14 protein-coding genes are annotated in these 16,091 nt (G+C 74.8%); 2 read left to right on the top strand and 12 right to left on the bottom strand.

Features of this window, described 5'->3' with window-relative positions:
• Positions 1-134 precede the first annotated feature (134 nt).
• From IPO09_13570 to IPO09_13530, 9 genes are all read right to left on the bottom strand, one after another.
• Entirely contained in the window at positions 135-2,636 is a 2,502-nt protein-coding gene (locus IPO09_13570) for a hypothetical protein (protein ID MBK9518348.1), read from the bottom strand.
• Between the two features lie 107 nt (positions 2,637-2,743).
• On the bottom strand, positions 2,744-3,265 hold the full coding sequence (locus IPO09_13565) for a metallophosphoesterase family protein (protein MBK9518347.1): 522 nt from the start codon (positions 3,263-3,265) through the stop codon (positions 2,744-2,746).
• 68 nt (positions 3,266-3,333) lie between these two features.
• Positions 3,334-4,524, bottom strand: a complete 1,191-nt coding sequence (locus IPO09_13560) for a hypothetical protein (protein ID MBK9518346.1) — start codon at positions 4,522-4,524, stop codon at positions 3,334-3,336.
• Between the two features lie 40 nt (positions 4,525-4,564).
• The gene (locus tag IPO09_13555) at positions 4,565-4,966 is read right to left on the bottom strand and encodes a hypothetical protein (GenBank protein MBK9518345.1); all 402 of its coding nucleotides are present in this window, start codon (positions 4,964-4,966) and stop codon (positions 4,565-4,567) included.
• Between the two features lie 145 nt (positions 4,967-5,111).
• A complete protein-coding gene (locus IPO09_13550) occupies positions 5,112-6,731 on the bottom strand; it encodes a tetratricopeptide repeat protein (protein ID MBK9518344.1) in 1,620 nt (539 codons plus the stop codon).
• A 292-nt stretch (positions 6,732-7,023) separates the two neighbouring features.
• Positions 7,024-7,566 carry a DsbA family protein gene (locus IPO09_13545; protein MBK9518343.1) on the bottom strand — a complete coding sequence of 181 codons (543 nt, stop codon included), beginning with the start codon at positions 7,564-7,566 and terminating at the stop codon, positions 7,024-7,026.
• Between the two features lie 181 nt (positions 7,567-7,747).
• Entirely contained in the window at positions 7,748-8,203 is a 456-nt protein-coding gene (locus IPO09_13540; GenBank protein MBK9518342.1) for a hypothetical protein, read from the bottom strand.
• Between the two features lie 38 nt (positions 8,204-8,241).
• A complete protein-coding gene (locus tag IPO09_13535) occupies positions 8,242-8,751 on the bottom strand; it encodes a hypothetical protein (GenBank protein MBK9518341.1) in 510 nt (169 codons plus the stop codon).
• Complete coding sequence (locus IPO09_13530) at positions 8,736-9,410, bottom strand: hypothetical protein (protein MBK9518340.1); 675 nt, start codon at positions 9,408-9,410, stop codon at positions 8,736-8,738. The genes IPO09_13535 and IPO09_13530 overlap by 16 nt, the downstream gene beginning before the upstream one ends.
• Before the next feature lie 504 nt (positions 9,411-9,914).
• Here IPO09_13530 and IPO09_13525 point away from each other — a divergent pair.
• Together IPO09_13525 and IPO09_13520 are read left to right on the top strand one after the other, a co-directional pair.
• Positions 9,915-10,580 carry a transposase gene (locus IPO09_13525; GenBank protein ID MBK9518339.1) on the top strand — a complete coding sequence of 222 codons (666 nt, stop codon included), beginning with the start codon at positions 9,915-9,917 and terminating at the stop codon, positions 10,578-10,580.
• Positions 10,581-10,767: 187 nt separating this feature from the next.
• Entirely contained in the window at positions 10,768-11,145 is a 378-nt protein-coding gene (locus IPO09_13520) for a hypothetical protein (GenBank protein MBK9518338.1), read from the top strand.
• 51 nt (positions 11,146-11,196) lie between these two features.
• Here the strand turns inward: IPO09_13520 and IPO09_13515 are convergent, their stop codons facing one another.
• The 3 genes from IPO09_13515 to IPO09_13505 form a co-directional block, all read right to left on the bottom strand.
• The gene (locus IPO09_13515; protein ID MBK9518337.1) at positions 11,197-13,551 is read right to left on the bottom strand and encodes a fatty acid cis/trans isomerase; all 2,355 of its coding nucleotides are present in this window, start codon (positions 13,549-13,551) and stop codon (positions 11,197-11,199) included.
• Between the two features lie 643 nt (positions 13,552-14,194).
• Positions 14,195-14,860 (bottom strand): transposase, encoded by a 666-nt coding sequence (locus tag IPO09_13510; protein MBK9518336.1) that lies wholly within the window; start codon positions 14,858-14,860, stop codon positions 14,195-14,197.
• Between the two features lie 435 nt (positions 14,861-15,295).
• Positions 15,296-16,078: a zf-HC2 domain-containing protein gene (locus IPO09_13505; GenBank protein MBK9518335.1), complete on the bottom strand. Its 783-nt coding sequence runs from the start codon at positions 16,076-16,078 to the stop codon at positions 15,296-15,298.
• Positions 16,079-16,091: the final 13 nt, after the last annotated feature.

Below are 16,091 nucleotides of genomic sequence, written 5' to 3'. Positions count from 1 at the left end.
TGCGATGGAACGTCCGAGCCCCTGGCGGGAAGGGGGGCCGAGGCGCTGGGCGGCCTCGCCTCCCGGCAGGGCGGCGAGCCCGGTGTCTCGTGCCAGGCCTCCGCGGCGGGCCCGGTGCGGGCCGCCGCGAGCGGCTACCGCCCGCCGGTGGTGGTCTTGAGGAGGCCGCCGCCCCTGGTCGCCGCGTACAGGGTGGCCGCGTCGCCGGGGTCGAAGGCCAGGGCGTAGGTGCTGAAGAGGTCGTGCCCGCTGCGCGCCTGGAACCAGGTGGCGCCGCGGTCGGCGGAGAGGAAGACGCCGTCGGCCGGCAGGGAGGCGTAGGTCCTCACGGTGCCCAGCGCCAGCCGGGACCCATCGGCGGGGTCGAGGGCCAGCGCCAATCCGCTGCCGGTCATGGGCGGCGCCACCGAGGTGAAGGTGGCCCCCTGGTCGGTGGTGCCCTTCAGGGAGGAGCCGTTGAGCGCCCAGAACGCGCCGGGCTCCAGGCCGTCCACCAGGAGGTAGCCGTAGAAGGGCTCGGCCAGCTTGTTCCAGGTGAGGCCGGCGTCGCGGGTCTGCCAGAGCCCGGTCCTGGCGCTGCTGGGGGCGTAGTCGATGGCCGGGAAGGTGGCGACGGCCGGGTCGCCCGCGTCGGCCGACACGTCGCCGACCCCGAAGTTGGCGTCCGGCCGGGTGAAGACCCTGGCCCAGGTCGCGCCGGCGTCGGTCGACCGCCAGACGCCGGTGGTGTTCTGATCGGAGGCCCAGAGCGTGGTCGGCGTCTGCCGGCAGATCGCCAGGTGCACGATGGCCGGGGGCGCCGCGCCGAGCTGGGTCCAGGTGGCGCCGGCGTCGTCCGACGCCATCAGCGTGCCGTTCAGGAAGTAGGCGCGCTCCGGCCTGGCGGGATCGAAGACCAGCTGCCGCCCTTCGGAGCCCCCGCCCGAGGCCACCGGCTCGAAGGTGCTCCCGCCGTCGAGCGAGCGGAAGAGCGCGCCGTGGTCGGCCGCGGCCAGGAGCACCGAGGGCGACCCGCCCGAGACCGCGACGGCGCCGAGGCGGCGGGCGTGCAGTCCGCCCCTGGCGGCAGTCCAGGTCGCACCTCGGTCGGTGCTGCGGTACGGGCCGTCGTCCGCGCCGAGGTAGAGGCTCGAGGCGGTGCCGGCGAGAGACAGCCCCTCGAAGGAAGCCAGGGCCACGCTGGTGGGGAAGGTGAGGCCGCCGTCGCCGGAGACCTGCAGGCCGCCCACGAGCCGGAGGGCCAGGACGGCCGCGTCGTCGGCCGGGTCGATCCAGACGTCGCGGAAGGGGCCCTGCGCCACCTGCTCCCAGGTGGCGCCGCCGTCGCCGGTCCGGTGGAGGCCGAAGATGCCGGCGGCGAAGAGGACCTGGGGCTCGGTGGGGTGGGCCAGCAGGAGGTACGGGTTGGTGTCCACCGGGACGGGCGAGGTCCAGGCGAGCGCGTCCCGCGCCAGGGTCTGGAACCCCTGGCTGGTGAGCACCGAGAGGCCGCCCGGTCCGGCCGCCACCTCGAGGAGCGAGGCGCCGGCGGGGAGCGCCGGGGCCACCGTCGTGAAGGTGGCGCCGTCGTCGGCGCTGGCCAGGATCCGGCTGTCGATGTCGCTGATGGCGGCGTAGGTGACCCCGCTGACCGGATCCCGCGCCACCCCGACGACCGCGCCGTCCTGCGAGAGGGCCAGGCCAGGGGTCTCCACCCAGCTCACGCCGCCGTCGGCCGAGCGCCAGAGCGAGTCGCCGTAGGCCCAGGCGACGCCCGCCTGCTGGAAGGTCGGGGTGAGGGTGCGGCCGCGCAGCGGGGCGATGGGCGTCCAGCTGAGGCCGCCGTCCTCGGTGCGCCAGAGCCCCCCGCTGGCCTCCCCGCCCGCCAGGGCGGTGAGCGGGCTGCCGGGATCCGGGGCCACCGCCACCAGGCCGCCGTCCGGGCCGAGGGAGACCCAGGCGTCGGAGAGGGTGAAGGTGGAGGTGGTCAGCGCGGGCAAGCCGCCCTGCGACACCCGGAGCGCGTGGGGACCCACGCCGCCCACGGCGAGGTCGGGGAAGCTGGCCACGCCGCCCACCGCCGCGACGGAGGTGGCGCCGGTGAGCGGCCCGCCCGACGGACCCGGCGCGAGCGACACGTCGACCTGGTAGGCGTAGTCCTCCACGGCGTTGCCGGCCGCGTCCAGCACGCTCACCTCCAGGGCGGGCACCAGCGCCACCCCGGTGCGGCCGTCGGCGGGCTGGCGCACCAGGGACAGCGTGGCGGCGGGCCCCGGCGCCACCGAGAAGGCGGCGCTGGTGGCGCCGGTGAGCCCGGCCGAGCTGGCCGTGAGGCGGTAGCCGCTCCCCGCGCGGGCCACCACCAGGCCAGGGAAGGTGGCCACCCCGGCCACCGCGGCCCGGGTGGTGGTGCCGGCCAGCACCGCCGCGCCGGCGCCCGGGGCCAGGGCCACCGTCACCGAGGCCGTGGCGTCCGCGACCAGCAGGCCGGCGGCGTCGCGCAGCTCCACCGTCACCACGGGGGCCAGCGGCGCCAGGGCGCTGCCCGAGGCGGGCTCGGCGGTGAAGGCCAGCGAGGCCGGCGCCGGAGAAGACGACCCGCCTCCGCAGGCTGCGGACACCATGAGCAAGGCCAGGGCGGCGAGGCGGGTGGTCATGGGCAGGTCTCCAGGTGCGGCGCGGGAGCGGGGAGTCTAGGCGAACGAGGTCTGCCCGGGGGGTGCACTTCGAGGAAAGGGGGTGGACCACCTCCAGGGGAGGGGGGTCACAGCAGCAGCCGGAGCGGCGCGGCGAGCGGCCTCGGCGGCGAGGTGGCCAGGTCGAAGAGCGTCACCTCCACCCCGCGCCCGTCCACCCGGAGCCGGCCGGCGGTGCGCGGCAGGTCGAAGCGGCGCGGCCCGGCGCTGCCCGGGTTGACGAAGAGGTGGCTCCCCACCAGCGCCGTGCCGGGCCGGTGGCTGTGGCCGTGGATCACCAGGGCGGGCCGGAGCCGGCGCAGCGCCTTGCCGACCGAGGGGTGGGGGCGCCCCGGCGAGCCGACGTCGTGCACCAGGTAGGCCGTCAGGCCGTCGAGGGTGACCAGCCGGTGGTCCGGCAGCTCCTCCAGCCCCGGCGCCAGGTCGTTGTTCCCCCGCACCGCGCGGACCGGCGCCACCACCTCCAGGGCGGCCAGCACCGCCGGCTTCACCAGGTCGCCGGCGTGCAGGATGAGGTCGCAGCCGGCCAGGAGCGCCGGCAGGGCCGGGTCGGCCAGGCCGTGGGAGTCGGAGACCAGGCCGACGAGCATGGGGAGAGCCTAGCGCCGGGCGGCCGGGGCGGCATCCCTGCCCAGCGTGGGGATCGGCGGTGCAGCGCTCACTCCCGGAAGAGCTGGACGGCGGAGATGGTGACCTGCCGTGAGGGGCCCGGGCTGAAGATCTCGCCCCCGGTGAGGAGCACCTCACCAGACGGCAGGGTCACGGCGGCGCACCAGGCGAGGACGTGGTGGGGCAGCACCGGGGTGGGCGACCAGGCGTCGAGGCCGGCGTCGTACACGTCACCTCCCGGAGCGTGGTAGTCGCCCTCGTCGTCCACCCAGTTCCCGGCGGCGACCAGGACCCGGCCAGAGGGCAGGACGCGCGCCTCCGCGACGTGGTGCGTCCACGCCATCGGGCCGGTCGGCCGCCAGGTCTCCTGGGCGGGGTCGAAGAGCAGCGCCGGTCCGCCCGGGTTCTGGGTCCGGCCCCGGCCCCCCGAGGTGAGGAGCACCTCGCCGGACCAGAGCAGCGTCAGCGTGTGGTCGGAGATCGAGACGGGGAGCGGCGCGGTCGCCCGCCAGGTCCGGGTCGTGAGGTCGTACAGGTGGGCCCGCGAGGTGAGCCCGGCGGTCTCCCAGGTGGTGCACCTGGAGCTGATCCCGCCCGCCAGGAGGACGGGGCCAGCCGGCCCGAGGAGCACCATCGGCATCGAGTACTGCGCGGCGGGGAGCGCCCCCGCGTCCGACCAGGTCCCGCTCACCGGGTCGTAGCGCTCGGAGACGGCCAGCACGGTCCCGTCGTCCAGGCAGGCCCCGGCGACCAGCACCTGGCCGTCGGGCAGGAGCACGGCCTCGCCGTCGCGTGGCCAGGCCATCGAGCCGGTCTCTTCCCAGCGATTCGTGGCGGGGTCGTAGAGCTCGGCGCTGGTGAGGTCGGTGTACCGGCCCGGGAGCTGGGCACCGACGCCCCCCGCCACCAGCACCCGGCCGTCCTGGAGGAGCGTGGCCGAGTGCCAGCCGCGGGCCGTCCCCATGGAGGCCGCCGGGGTCCAGACCCCGGTCACCGGGTCGTAGAGCTCGGCGCTGGCCAGGATGTCGGCGCTGCCGTCCGCGTGCCAGGCGCCCGCGCCGCCCGCCACCAGGACGAGGCCGCTCGGCAGCACGGTCGCGCTGTGACCCGAGCGCGCCTCGATCATCGGGGCGCCGAGTCGCCAGGCGCCGACGGTGCCGGTCGGCTCGCTGCCGCAGGCGCCGAGCGCGGCCACCAGGGCGAGGAGGAGTGGCGGGTGACCACGACGCGCGCCTGGCATGGCGGACCTCCGGTGCGGGTGCGACCTGGACGGCGGGTGCTCACTGCCCAGCCATGTGCCTGGCCCGCATGGCGCACGCGTCGGCCTGCGCCTCGCGGTCCGGGCCGTCGATGTAGCCGCACACGTGGCAGAGCTCGTGGGCCAGGGCCGAGATGGTCGGACTCTGGGGCGGGCCGTCCCAGGCCGACGAGCGGTAGACGAGCTCGATGAGCGGCGGGTCCCGGAACGGGTAGGCGCAGCCCGAGACCGGCTGGGCTGCCCCGCAGAACACCAGGGGGCGCCAGCGGATGATCCCGCCGCGGTCCCGGAGCGCACCGCACTCGGGCAGGGAGGCCACCGCGGCGACCACCTCGTCGGTGTCTCGCGGCGGCTCCACCTCGGCCTCGGTCCAGTGGGCGTTGCCGCATCCGGCGAGCAGCAGCAGCAGGACAGGCGTGCGCATGGGGGCCTCCCGGACCAGGAGTCTGCGCCCCCGGACGCCGGGAGGACACGCGCCGGGTGGAGCCTCACCTTCGGGCCAGCGGGAGAGGGTGCAGCAGCACGCCCCTGCCCCTGCGCCACACCCCCGCCCAGGTGGTGACGCCGGCCTACCGCTGCGCGGGCTGCGCCGCCTGGCGGAGGTCCTCGTCCGCCAGGTCGGCCTGGCCCAGCCCACGGTGGACCTCGGCGCGCTCGGCGAGCAGCATGGCGCGCAGGTCCGGCGAGCTCTCGGTGGCGAGGGCCTGGCTGTAGTCGGCCAGGGCCCCGGCGAGGTCACCGGCCTGCTTCCGGATGCGGGCGCGCTTGGTGTGGAGGTCCTGCAGCCGGCCGTACCGCTTGGCGGTGGCGATGGCCAGGGCCTCGTCCACGTCGACCAGGGCGCTCTTCAGGTCGCCGCGCTGCTCGTGAGCGGTGGCGCGCATGAAGTAGATCCGCCCGGAGAAGTGCGGCCGGACGTCGATGGCGCGGGTCCAGAGGGTCACGTCGTCCTGCCAGTAGGAGATCTGGCGGACCGTGAGGACGGACAGCGTCACCAGCACGCCCAGCGCCACCGCGCCGGCCACGGCCAGGCCGGCCGGCGCGCGGACGCGGTCGGCCAGCGCGCCCAGGCCAGCGGCGAGCAGCAGCGTGAGCGGGATGGCCGGGAGGTAGGTGAACCGATCGGCCATGGCCGTGTCGGACACCTGGGTGGCCATGAGCCCTGGGGCCAGGAGCACGAGGTAGGCGAGCCAGGTGGCGGCCAGCGCCGGCCGCCGCCGCGCCTGCCAGAGCGCCGCCGCGGTGAGCGCCAGGGTGCCGAGCGAGGGCAGGAGGAAGGCGGGGTCCTGGAGGCTGGCCCGGATCGGGTGCAGGTAGAAGGGGCTCAGGCCGGAGGGCCAGAGCGACATGCCGAGGTAGTCCCAGGTCGAGCGCAGCGCGATGAGGGCGCGCGACTCCAGCCCGGACTCCTGGAGCGACAGGCCGGCGCCCTGGAAGGGCACGAAGGTGATGGCGGTCACCACGCCCGCCAGCAGGAAGAACGGGAGCTTCTCCAGGAGCAGCGCGCGCAGGCCCTCGGCGCCGAAGCGGCGGAGCGGCACCCAGTCGAGGAGCAGCAGGGCCAGCGGCAGCGTCACCAGCGCCGACTTGGCGCCCAGCGAGAGCGCGTAGCAGGCCAGCGCCAGGCCGTAGGCGCCCCAGCGCCGGCCGGGCCCGGCCGGGCTCCGCGCGTACCCGAGGTAGGCGAGGACGGCGAGGAGCCCCAGCAGGCCGCTCAGGACGTCCTTGCGCTCGGAGACCCAGGCCACCGACTCCACCCGCAGCGGGTGCAGCGCCCAGACGAGCGCCGCGGCCAGGGCCACCACCCGGCTGGTCCGCCGCGGCAGCCCGGGGGAGGCCGCCTGCAGCACCTCCAGCGCCAGCCAGGCCACCAGGCCGGCGGCGAGCGCGTGGCAGACCGCGTTGGTGAGGTGGAAGCCGAACGGGTCGAGCCCCCAGATGGCGTGGTCGACCGCGAAGGAGAGCCAGGTGACCGGGGCCCAGAGGTGCTGCACGGCGGTGATCGCCCAGCCCACGGTGGCCAGCGAGAGCTGGCGGATGTTCTCGTTGCCGAGGATGTAGATGCCGTCGTCCCAGGTGGCCACGAAGTCGAGGCGCAGGGTGAAGGCGAAGACCAGGAAGGTGACGCAGGCGACCGCGAGGAGCGCGCCTCGGTCGCGCCGCCGATCGGCGCCGGCCGGGGCGCTCACTCGGCGGCCTCGCCTGCGACGGGCACGAAAGGCCAGCTGGGAGGGCACATGGGCGCGGAGTGTAACACCACCGCGGGCGTGCCCCGCGGCCGCCGCTCGCCCGGGCGCTGGCCGTGAGGCCTCCGCCAGGGAGGCTCACGGAAGCGGCTTCAGCGGCGCGGCGCCGACGCGCCAGGAGCGCCTGGTGGCTCCGCGCGGCCAGGCCCGCCTGGCCCACCGCTCGCTGACCCGCCGCGCCGGTGCCGGCGGTGTCGGGCCCGACCACCCCGGGGGGGAGCGCCCGGGGATCTCCTCAGCGCCGCCTCGCCCCGGCCGCTTCCGCCGCGGCCGCGAGCACCTCGAACGGCTGGCAGCCGACCACCCGGCGGTCGCCGATGAGGAAGGTGGGGATGCCGGTCACGCCGGCCCGGGCGGCGTCGCGCCCCATGGCGTCGACGCGGGCCGTCACCGCCGGGTCGTCGATGGCCGCCAGCGCGGCGACCGGATCGAGGCCGGCCGCGCTGGCGCAGCGGGCCAGCACCGCCCGGTCCTCCAGGTCCTCGCCGCGCCGCCAGAAGGCCTCCATGAGGGCGTGGCGTGCCTCGTGGAGCCGCCCCTGGTCCCGGGCGTGCTCCGCCAGCGCCAGGGCCGCCCGGGTGTTGGGGGAGCGTTCGGGGGCCAGCATGTCGGTGATGCCGAAGCCGGCCGCGAAGCGGGAGAGGTGGGCGCGCATGGCGGCGTACCTCTCGGCGCCGAAGGTGTCGGCCAGCGCCCGGCCGCCGATCGGCGTGTCCGGGTGGAGCTCGAACCCGCGCCAGTCGAGCGTGACGTCGTACTCCTGCTGCAGCCTGACCAGGCTGCTGGCTTCGGCGACGAAGCAGAAGGGTCAGACGAAGTCGGACCAGAGGGTGACGGTGGGTGCCATGTCGGGGAGCTAACGGTGCGCCGCGCGCCGCGCCGCGGGAACGGGCGCCACCGCGCCGGCAGCCGGATCAGTCACCAGGCTGCAGACCAGCAGACCGGGGGCGGCGCCGCCCTCACCCGCCGGAGCGGCGCACCACGTCCGCCACCAGCCCTGTCTCCTCGTCGACCAGGACCCAGAGCTCGTCGGTCGAAGACGAGTTGCCGCGGAACACCAGGAACACCAGCCAGAGCGCCCAGCCCCCGTGGGTGGTGGTGGACCAGTAGTAGACCCGGTGGCCGGCGCGGACCGGACCCCGCGCCTCGAACGAGGCGAACCAGGCGTCGGCCTGCCGGGTGGTGGTGCCCCCGCCGTCCAGGCGGGCACCGAAGCGGGCCACGTGCTGGACGCGGGGCGCGGGAAACGCCACCTCCTCGCCGGGCCCGGCGATGGCCAGCGGCGGGCCGAGGCGGCCGAACAGCCCGGCCTTGCTGGTCTTGCCCGGCTGCAGGTCCGCCGGGTGCAGGGACACCGAGCGGCCGGTCCGGTCGCCGGCCAGCGGGATGATGCAGCTGGGGAGGAGCAGCCCCATGGCCACCGCCGCCGCGGCTCGCCGGCGCTGGCGCCCGGTCACTGGGTGGCCCCCGGGGACCAAGGATCCGCCTCGCCCCGGCGCGCGCTGTCCCTGCGCTCCGGGTCCTGGCTCTCCCAGCGGCGGTGGACGTGGGCGCGCAGGCGGCCGGTCTCGCCGTCGAGCAGGAGCCAGAGGTCGTCGCTGGCCTGCCGGTAGCTCGTCCCCTCGGCCACGTCGGCCCTGAGGACGCCGAGCCCGGTCCAGCGCTCCCCGGAGCGCTCGGCGTGGTACCACCAGGCCACGTCGGCGGCCGCCGGCGGGACACCTCCGAAGGGCGCGAAGAGGTCCGGGGCGCCGACCGGCCCGTCGCCGCGCCGGGCCACCCGCAGCGGCGGGCCGAAGGCCTCCACGACCTGCGCGCTGGTGGAGACGCCGTCCTTCAGGGAGGCCAGGCGTCCATCGGGCAGCAGCTCGCCGCTGCGGACGCTGGCGGACAGGATGACGCAGCCTCCGAGCAGCCCCAGCGCGGCCGCCGTCGCCGCCGCGCGGATCAGTTGGTGGGCCATGCGGGCTCCCCCTCGGTGGGCGCGGCCGGACCGAGCAGCGCCGGCACCTCCCCGGCCGGTGTCCGCAGCGCCCGCGCCATGTCGACGAGGGCCCGCCGGGTGGCGTCCTCGGACCGCCCGACCGGACCGTCATCGGCCGCCCAGTTGCTGCCGCCTCGCCGCACCGCCGCCACCGGCGCGCCGGTCGCCCCGTCGAAGAGGGCGAGCTGGGTCCACCACCCGCCCGCGCCCGACGCCCCGAGCAGGAGCGCGTCGACGCCGAGCCGGCCCGCCAGCGCCCGCACCTCGTCGGCCGGCACCTCGCGCCCCTCGGCCGCGGCGTCGCTCCAGCGGCCGGCCAGCACGACGACGGCCTCGGCCTCGGTCGGCCCGCCCTGGGCGAGGAACCACCGGTGGGCTGCGTACGGGCGCATCAGCCCGAGGGGCGTGGCGGCGCGCAGCTCGAGCGCCACCTGCTCCTCGGCGGGCCGCCGGAACGCCGGATCGCCGCCGAACGGCAGGATGGCCAGGTTGCGCCAGCCCGACGGCATGGTCCGGACCTGGGTCCGGTTGGCGGCGAAGGGATCGTGCCGTGCGAACAGCGCCGCCGGCAGGCAGGCCGGAAGACCGGCCAGCAGGCCGAGGGCCGCCACCCGCAGCGCCGAGCCACTCCGCAGCATCCGCTCACCCTCTCCGCCCGGTGCGCCCGCCGCGCCCGCCAGGCCAAGGTGGAAGGTGCGACTGTTCCACCTCCGGGCGAGGCCTCGCAAGGCGCCCGGAGGAGGGAGGTCGTGGTGGGGACCGGGCGGGGGCTCGCGTCAGGCCAGGGCAGCGGCTCAGGGCGCCGGGTGGTGGACCGTGGGACGGGACCCGGGTTCGCCTTCACGGCCACCAGGCCGCGCTGCGCAGCACCTGGCCCGGACGCCTCCCGGTCGCCTTGCCGCGGCGCGCCACCCACACGCCGCCGACCATCGCGCCCGGGATGCCGAGCGGAGGCGTCTCCGGTGTGTCGACCGTCGGGTCCCGGTGCCGGAGGGTCCCGGTGCGGGTCCGGTCCCGGTGCCGGTCCCGGTGCCGGACACCCATTGCCCATTGGGGTCCCGGGGTCCCGGTGCCGGACACCCATTGCCCATTGGACAATCTGGGACCCCGCTGGCGCGGAGCTTGCTCAAGGCAGCGTGAGCATGGCCCGGCTCGCCCGCAGCCACCTCGTCGAGGAAGGCTCGACCAACCACTGCACCTGGCGTAGCCACGGTCATGGCCTGGTCCTCGACTCCGACGAAGCCCGGCTCCACTTCCTGGCACTGGTGCGGAAGTACAAGCAGAAGTTCGGAATCGAGATCCACTCGTACTGCCTGATGGGCACGCATCCACACCTCATGTGCCGCGCCACCAAGGGGCAGCAGGCCTTCAGCGACTTCTGGAAGCTGGTCAACTGGGGCTTTGCGGTTTGGTACAATCGACGGACCCAGGGCCGCGGACAGGTCGTCATGGAGCGGCTCAAGTCTCCCCGCATCCAGGACGGCCGCCACCAGCTCGTGGTGATGCGGTACGGCGACCTCAACCCCGTCCGCGCCGGCCTGGTCCGGTCTCCGAGCCGGTGGCGCTGGTCGAGCTTCCGCCACTACGCCTACGGCGAGCCGGACGACCTCATCACCGAGGCGCCGGAGTACCTGGCGCTCGGCCGCACCAGGCCCGAGCGGCGCACCGCCTACCTGCACCTCTTCGCCAAGCCGCTCGTCGAGGAGCTGCGCTCGCGTCGCCCCGACCTCGTCTACGGCCCCTTCATCGGGGACCGCGACTGGGTGACCGTGCGCCTGGAGGCGTGCGGCCTCTCCCCGCCGGACTGAGTCGGTCGACAGGTCGACAGACCCAGACCCGCCTCGACGCGGCGGCCTTGGTGCGTTCGCGCACGGCCCAACTCAGCAAGCAGCGCCGGTAACCCGAGGGTGGAAGGGTCGTCGCGGCTGCCTGGGCTCCTCCCAGAGGGAGACGCAGGGTGTCTCGTCGCGCTCGATGCGGTTCGCTGAGGTGTCGATGGGCAGGCTCGCGGGCGCAGGGCGCGGAATTCCCTGGCGATCGATGTCCGGCACGCGTTCCAGCAAGCAGCGCCGGACCGTTCTGGCGATCGATGTCTCGTCGCGCTCGACGCGGTTCGCTGAGGTGTCGATGGGCAGGCTCGCGGGCGCAGGGCGCGGAATTCCCTGGCGATCGATGTCCGGCACGCGTTCCGCTGAGTTCCCTGGCGATCGATGTCCGGCACGCGTTCCCGCGTTCCTCTCCGGCACGCGTTCCCCCGCGTTCCCGGCACGCGTTCCGCGCGTTCCGGCACGCGTTCCGGTGAAGGCCGCGCTCTCCGACGTCCTGGGCATCGTGCGCGAGGCGTTCGTCGCGACCCCGCCGGCGACTCGATGAGGGGCGGAGTGGATGGGCCCCTGGTCTGGGGCAACCGTCCCGGACGTCGATTCAGTTCGCCACGTGGAAGTACCGGTTCAGGTCGAGCAGCCCTCCATGGACCGGCTCGTCCTCGTCGAAGCGCCGCTGGAACCAGTCGTAGGTGGCCCAGAAGCGGTCGTCGCCGCGGTTGATGGCGTACCTGGACAGCGCCTCCCGGTGCTCCGCCCCGCCGTCGAAGGTGGCCAGCAGCTTCAGGAAGGCCGGGAGGTCGTCCTGGGACACGTCGAAGAACATGTTCGGGTAGGAGCCGATCATCCCGGGGATGAACTCGATGGTGTCCTTCTTCGGATCGAGGCGCTTCTCCTCCCGGAGCGTGAAGGTGATGTCGTCGTGCCAGCGGTTGACGACGGCGGTGAAGACCAGGTCCTGGCCCGACCGCTGGCGGATCCGCACGTAGGCCAGGTTGGCGTCCTGGCCGTCGACGATGGCCACGAAGGGCGTGCCGGGGCGCGAGACGGCCCGGAAGCCTCGCATGATGTCGGCCCTGGTCACCGCGCTCGCTGGAACGGAGGGGTAGTCCTCCCCGGCCTTCAGGTAGTTGACCGGGTCGAAGGCCATCCCCGCCTCGGGACGCAGCTCCTGTCCGACGAGCCGCTCGATGAACTCCCGCTTCGGGTCCTGCGTGGCGTAGCTGATCGCCGAGGGCATGGGGGCCGGGCGGTAGTCGAGGTCCTTGAAGCTGCTCTCCCGGTACCAGGACTTCATGGTCTCCAGCCGCGCCTCCGCGGGCAGGAAGTCGAGGAAGTAGCTCTCCCCCTCGATGCGCAGCCGATCCATGTAGAGGCGGACGGCCAGCTGGTGGCCGACGGTGCCGTACACGTCGAAGCCGGCCACCAGCGAGTAGTAGATCCGCTCGAAGAGCGGGTAGTCGATCACCCAGAGCGTCTTGGGCAGGGCTCCCAGCGGCCCCTCGTGCACCGAGGCGCTGTCGAAGTGGCGGTAGACCGTGAGGAGCGGCGCCCCCGAGTCCTTGCCCCCCTTCCAGATCGCCTCGTAGCCGAGCCCCGTGTAGTTGAGCGCCGCCGCGGTGTCCTGGCGCGCCTGGTAGTACTGGACGGCGGACTTCCGGTGCCGGTCGGTCAGGGCGGAGAAGAGCCCGGGATCGCTCCCCTGCTCGTTCGGCATGGCGAGCCGGTCGGCGTGGAGCCGGAGGAACCCCGGGTTCCGCACCGTGAGATCGTGGTCGGGATCCAGGAACAGGACCCAGAAGTGGTCGTTGATGACGTTGAGCGCGATCTGCCCTTTGCAGACGGGGCCGTGGATGAACGTCATGAGGTGGTAGTGGGCGCTGTCGAGCAGGAAGGCGTAGCGCGAGCGCGGCGGGATCTGCTCGAAGGCCTTGAACGGGTTGGCGCTCAGCTTCGGTTCGTAGCCCACCAGGTGAGGCGCCTGGAGCCAGGCCGGCTCGAGGAAGAGCTCGCGGAGGCGGCGCAGCCGGGCGTCGTCGAGCTCGTAGACCATGTGCGACTTCTGCGCGATGGTGGAGTGGATCTTCCTGAAGCGGTAGTAGACCCGGGCCGTGCCCGGGTCGTCGTAGGGCCGGACGGTCGCCACCAGGTCGAGCGGGGCCCCGGGTGCGGTCCTGGAGCGGACCAGCTCGTAGAACTCCCTGGTCGGCGTGGCGAACTTGAGGTGGGCCAGGAAGAGGTGCTCGTAGAGGTAGCGCGCCGTCATGGCGTGCTTGGGGTCGTCCCGGTTGAGGAAGGCCTCCCACTTCGCGACCTCGACCGCCCCCTCCGGGCTCGGCGCCTCCAGCGCCCGCTGCTCGGCGGGCGTGGGCCCCTTGGCGCCCTGCGAGAGCCATCCCGCCACGAGCTCGAACTCCGCCGGCTCGAGCGGGGGGAAGCCGAAGGGCATCCCCCTGTTCGGGTGCTTCTCGAGGAAGCCGGCCAGCTCGCTCCGGTCCTGCGCGCAGGTCAAGCCGTCCGCCTCGGGCTTGTAGCTGCCCGAGCTCTTCGGGTGCTTCCGCTTGTGCTCGAGGAGCTGGAGGATGAGCGAGTCGTTGAAGCCCTCGCCCGCGGTGCTCTCCGTCACGCTCGAGAAGCCCTTCGTGCGCCACTCGGCCGTGGTGGCCGCGTCGGTGAAGAGGCGGGTCGGCTCCATCGTCGACAGGCGGGCGGCGTCGTACACCGCCTTCCTGGTGGTGCCCCGGTCGAGCCCCTCGTAGGAGTCCAGCTTCACCTGGCACGGCGAGTTGTAGCAGGAGTGGCAGACCGTGCAGCGCTTCTCCAGGAGCGGCCTCACCTGCGAGAGGTAGTGGATCGGCCGGTCGGGGATCCTCACCGCCACGGGCGGGAGCGGCGCGGCGGCGCAGGCGGCGAGGAGCGGGAGCGTGAGGGCGGCGGCCAGGTGGTGCGAGCGCATCGCAAGCCTTTCGACGGCGCCGTTCGGGGCGGACGGCAGGTGGCGGCCCGGGCCACCACCTGGAAAGAACCCACTTAACAGGCAGAAGCCCGGGGCGCTCGCCGCCGGCGAGGTCCTCCGCGCCGGGTCCGATCAGGGGCGCGCGCCGGAGCACCAGGCCGCGGCCGATTTCCCGCGCTCGCTGGCCGGCTTCGAACACCGGCGCGGCCGGGAGCACCACGCGACTCCGGATGCACAGGCCGCCCAAGGCGAGGAGGGTGCCGAGCAGCGAGCCGAGCTCGCCGGCCCCCCGGATGCTGCAGCCGCCGCCGCGACGTGGCCATGGTGAGCCGTGACCCCGGTGGCCCGGCCGCCGGCGCCGAAGTCCCAGGACCAGCTCACCACCGGGGAAGCGGGAAGCGGTGCCGGACATCGATCGCCAGTGAATCCGAATCCCTGAATTCGCGAACCTACGCGTCGATGCCTCCGGGAACCGGATCCAGCGGGACGAAGGGCCGGGACCACCTGCCCGGCCATGGCCCACAGGGGCGCGCCTGCCCGTCACCCGGCGTCAACGAACTCAGGTTGCTGAAACTGGCGGCGCGCGGATGCACCACGGCCCTGGCGTCGAGGCGGAGCGGCATCCGTCGGGTCGGGAGCTGCCTCAGTCGGGCGGCGAGAGGCCGCACGCCTCCAGGCGAACGGTCACCCAGTCGCGGTCCCCGATGAAGGGTCCGCAGACCAGGTCTGGGCGCCGCGAGCGAAGCTCCTCGACGAGCGGCCTGGCGAAGAGGTGCAGGTAGGCGGTGCGCCGCTCGGGCCTGGTGCGGCCGAGCGCCAGGTACTCCGGCGCCTCGGTGATGAGGTCGTCCGGCTCGCCGTAGGCGTAGTGGCGGAAGCTCGACCAGCGCCACCGGCTCGGAGACCGGACCAGGCCGGCGCGGACGGGGTTGAGGTCGCCGTACCGCATCACCACGAGCTGGTGGCGGCCGTCCTGGATGCGGGGAGACTTGAGCCGCTCCATGACGACCTGTCCGCGGCCCTGGGTCCGTTGATTGTACCAACGGGCGAAGCCCCAGTTGACCGCCTTCCAGAAGTCGCTGAAGGCCTGCTGCCCCTTGGTGGCCCGGCACATGAGGTGTGGATGGGTGCCCATCAGGCAGTAGGAGTGGATCTCGATTCCGAACTTCTGCTTGTACTTCCGCAGCAATGCCAGGAAGTGGTGGCGGGCCTCGTTCGAGTCGAGGACCAGGCCATGGCCGTGGCTGCGCCAGGTGCAGTGGTTGGTCGAGCCTTCCTCGACGAGGTGCCTGCGGAGGAGTCGGCCCATGCTCCCTCGGCATTGAGCAAGCTCCGAGCCAGGGGGCCAGGGCCAGGGGTGTCCGGCACCGGTCCACCCGGTCCACGGCACCGGTCCAGGGGTGTCCGGCACCGGTCGCGCGGCACCGGTCGCGCCGGTCGCCCCGGTCGCCCGCCGGTCGCCGCCGGTCGGGCACCGGTCGCCGGCACCGGTCGCCCGGTCGCCGGAGCTTCCACAGGGGCTACCTCCTCGGCTGCGACCTCGAGGCTTCGATGGTACGCCGACGGACAAGGGGTGGAAACGGAACCGGGCCGGCCGGCCCGGCGCCGGCTGCGCCACTTTGCCGCGGCATCGCTGCCGCAGGCAGTCGTCCCTCGAGCAGCACCCGGAGTGGAGCGCGTTCCGGTGGGCCAGGGAGGGGCTGGCGCGCCGCCCTCGTCGCCTGCCTGCCGCGGGGGCGCCGGCTCAGGCCGGCCGCGGCTGGCGCCTGGTCCCGACCAGCGCAATCGCCGCGACCAGCAGGACGCCGCCGGCGTGGAAGGTGACCAGGTGCGCCAGCGATGTGTGGGCGCCGCACGCGAGCTGGAGCACCGCGGCCCCGGCCAGCGCCCCCGCGACCGCCCACGGCCCGAGCGACACGGCGCCCCTCGTCCGCCGGGCCGAGACCCAGGCGGCGCCCGCCACCACCGCGGCCGCCGCGCCCTCGACGGCCAGGCACTCCAGCCCCTCGGAGAGCTCGAGCGGTCCGGGCCCTCCGCGGATGGCCGCCGCCACGAGCGCCGCCGAGACGGCCGCCACCGCGACCCGGGGGGTGAGCCGCCGCGCCAGCCGGGCGAGCAGGATGGCCCCCGCGGCGAGCCCCGCGGAGACGGCCAGGTCGGCCAGCGCGCGCGATGGGTGCCGCGCCAGCCCGACGAGGAGCGCCACCACGCCGACGAGCGCGACGAGCGCCTCCCAGGCGTACCGGCCGCGGGGCTCGGCCGGCGCCGCGCGGCCCGGGACGGCCGCGACCGCCCGCCCCGCCTGCCAGGCGTCGAAGCGGAGGAGGAGCTGGTCCTGCAGCGCCGCCGGCAGCGCCGGCGGCGGCAGGCCGCGGATGGCGCGGGCGGTGACGTCGAGCTGGTCCAGCCAGGCCCGGCAGCCAGGGCAGGAGGCGAGGTGGGCCTCCAGCTGCCGCCCCGACTCGGGCTCGAGGGCGCCCTCCGCGTGGTCCGCGGCGAGCTCCGTGATGTCCTTGCAGCTCAGCATTCGCGCTGGCCTC

The sequence above is a fragment of the Anaeromyxobacter sp. genome (genome assembly GCA_016718565.1).
GTDB lineage: Bacteria > Myxococcota > Myxococcia > Myxococcales > Anaeromyxobacteraceae > JADKCZ01.
Note: the sequence above shows the minus strand (reverse complement) of the source record. Positions and strands in the feature narration are given on the sequence as shown.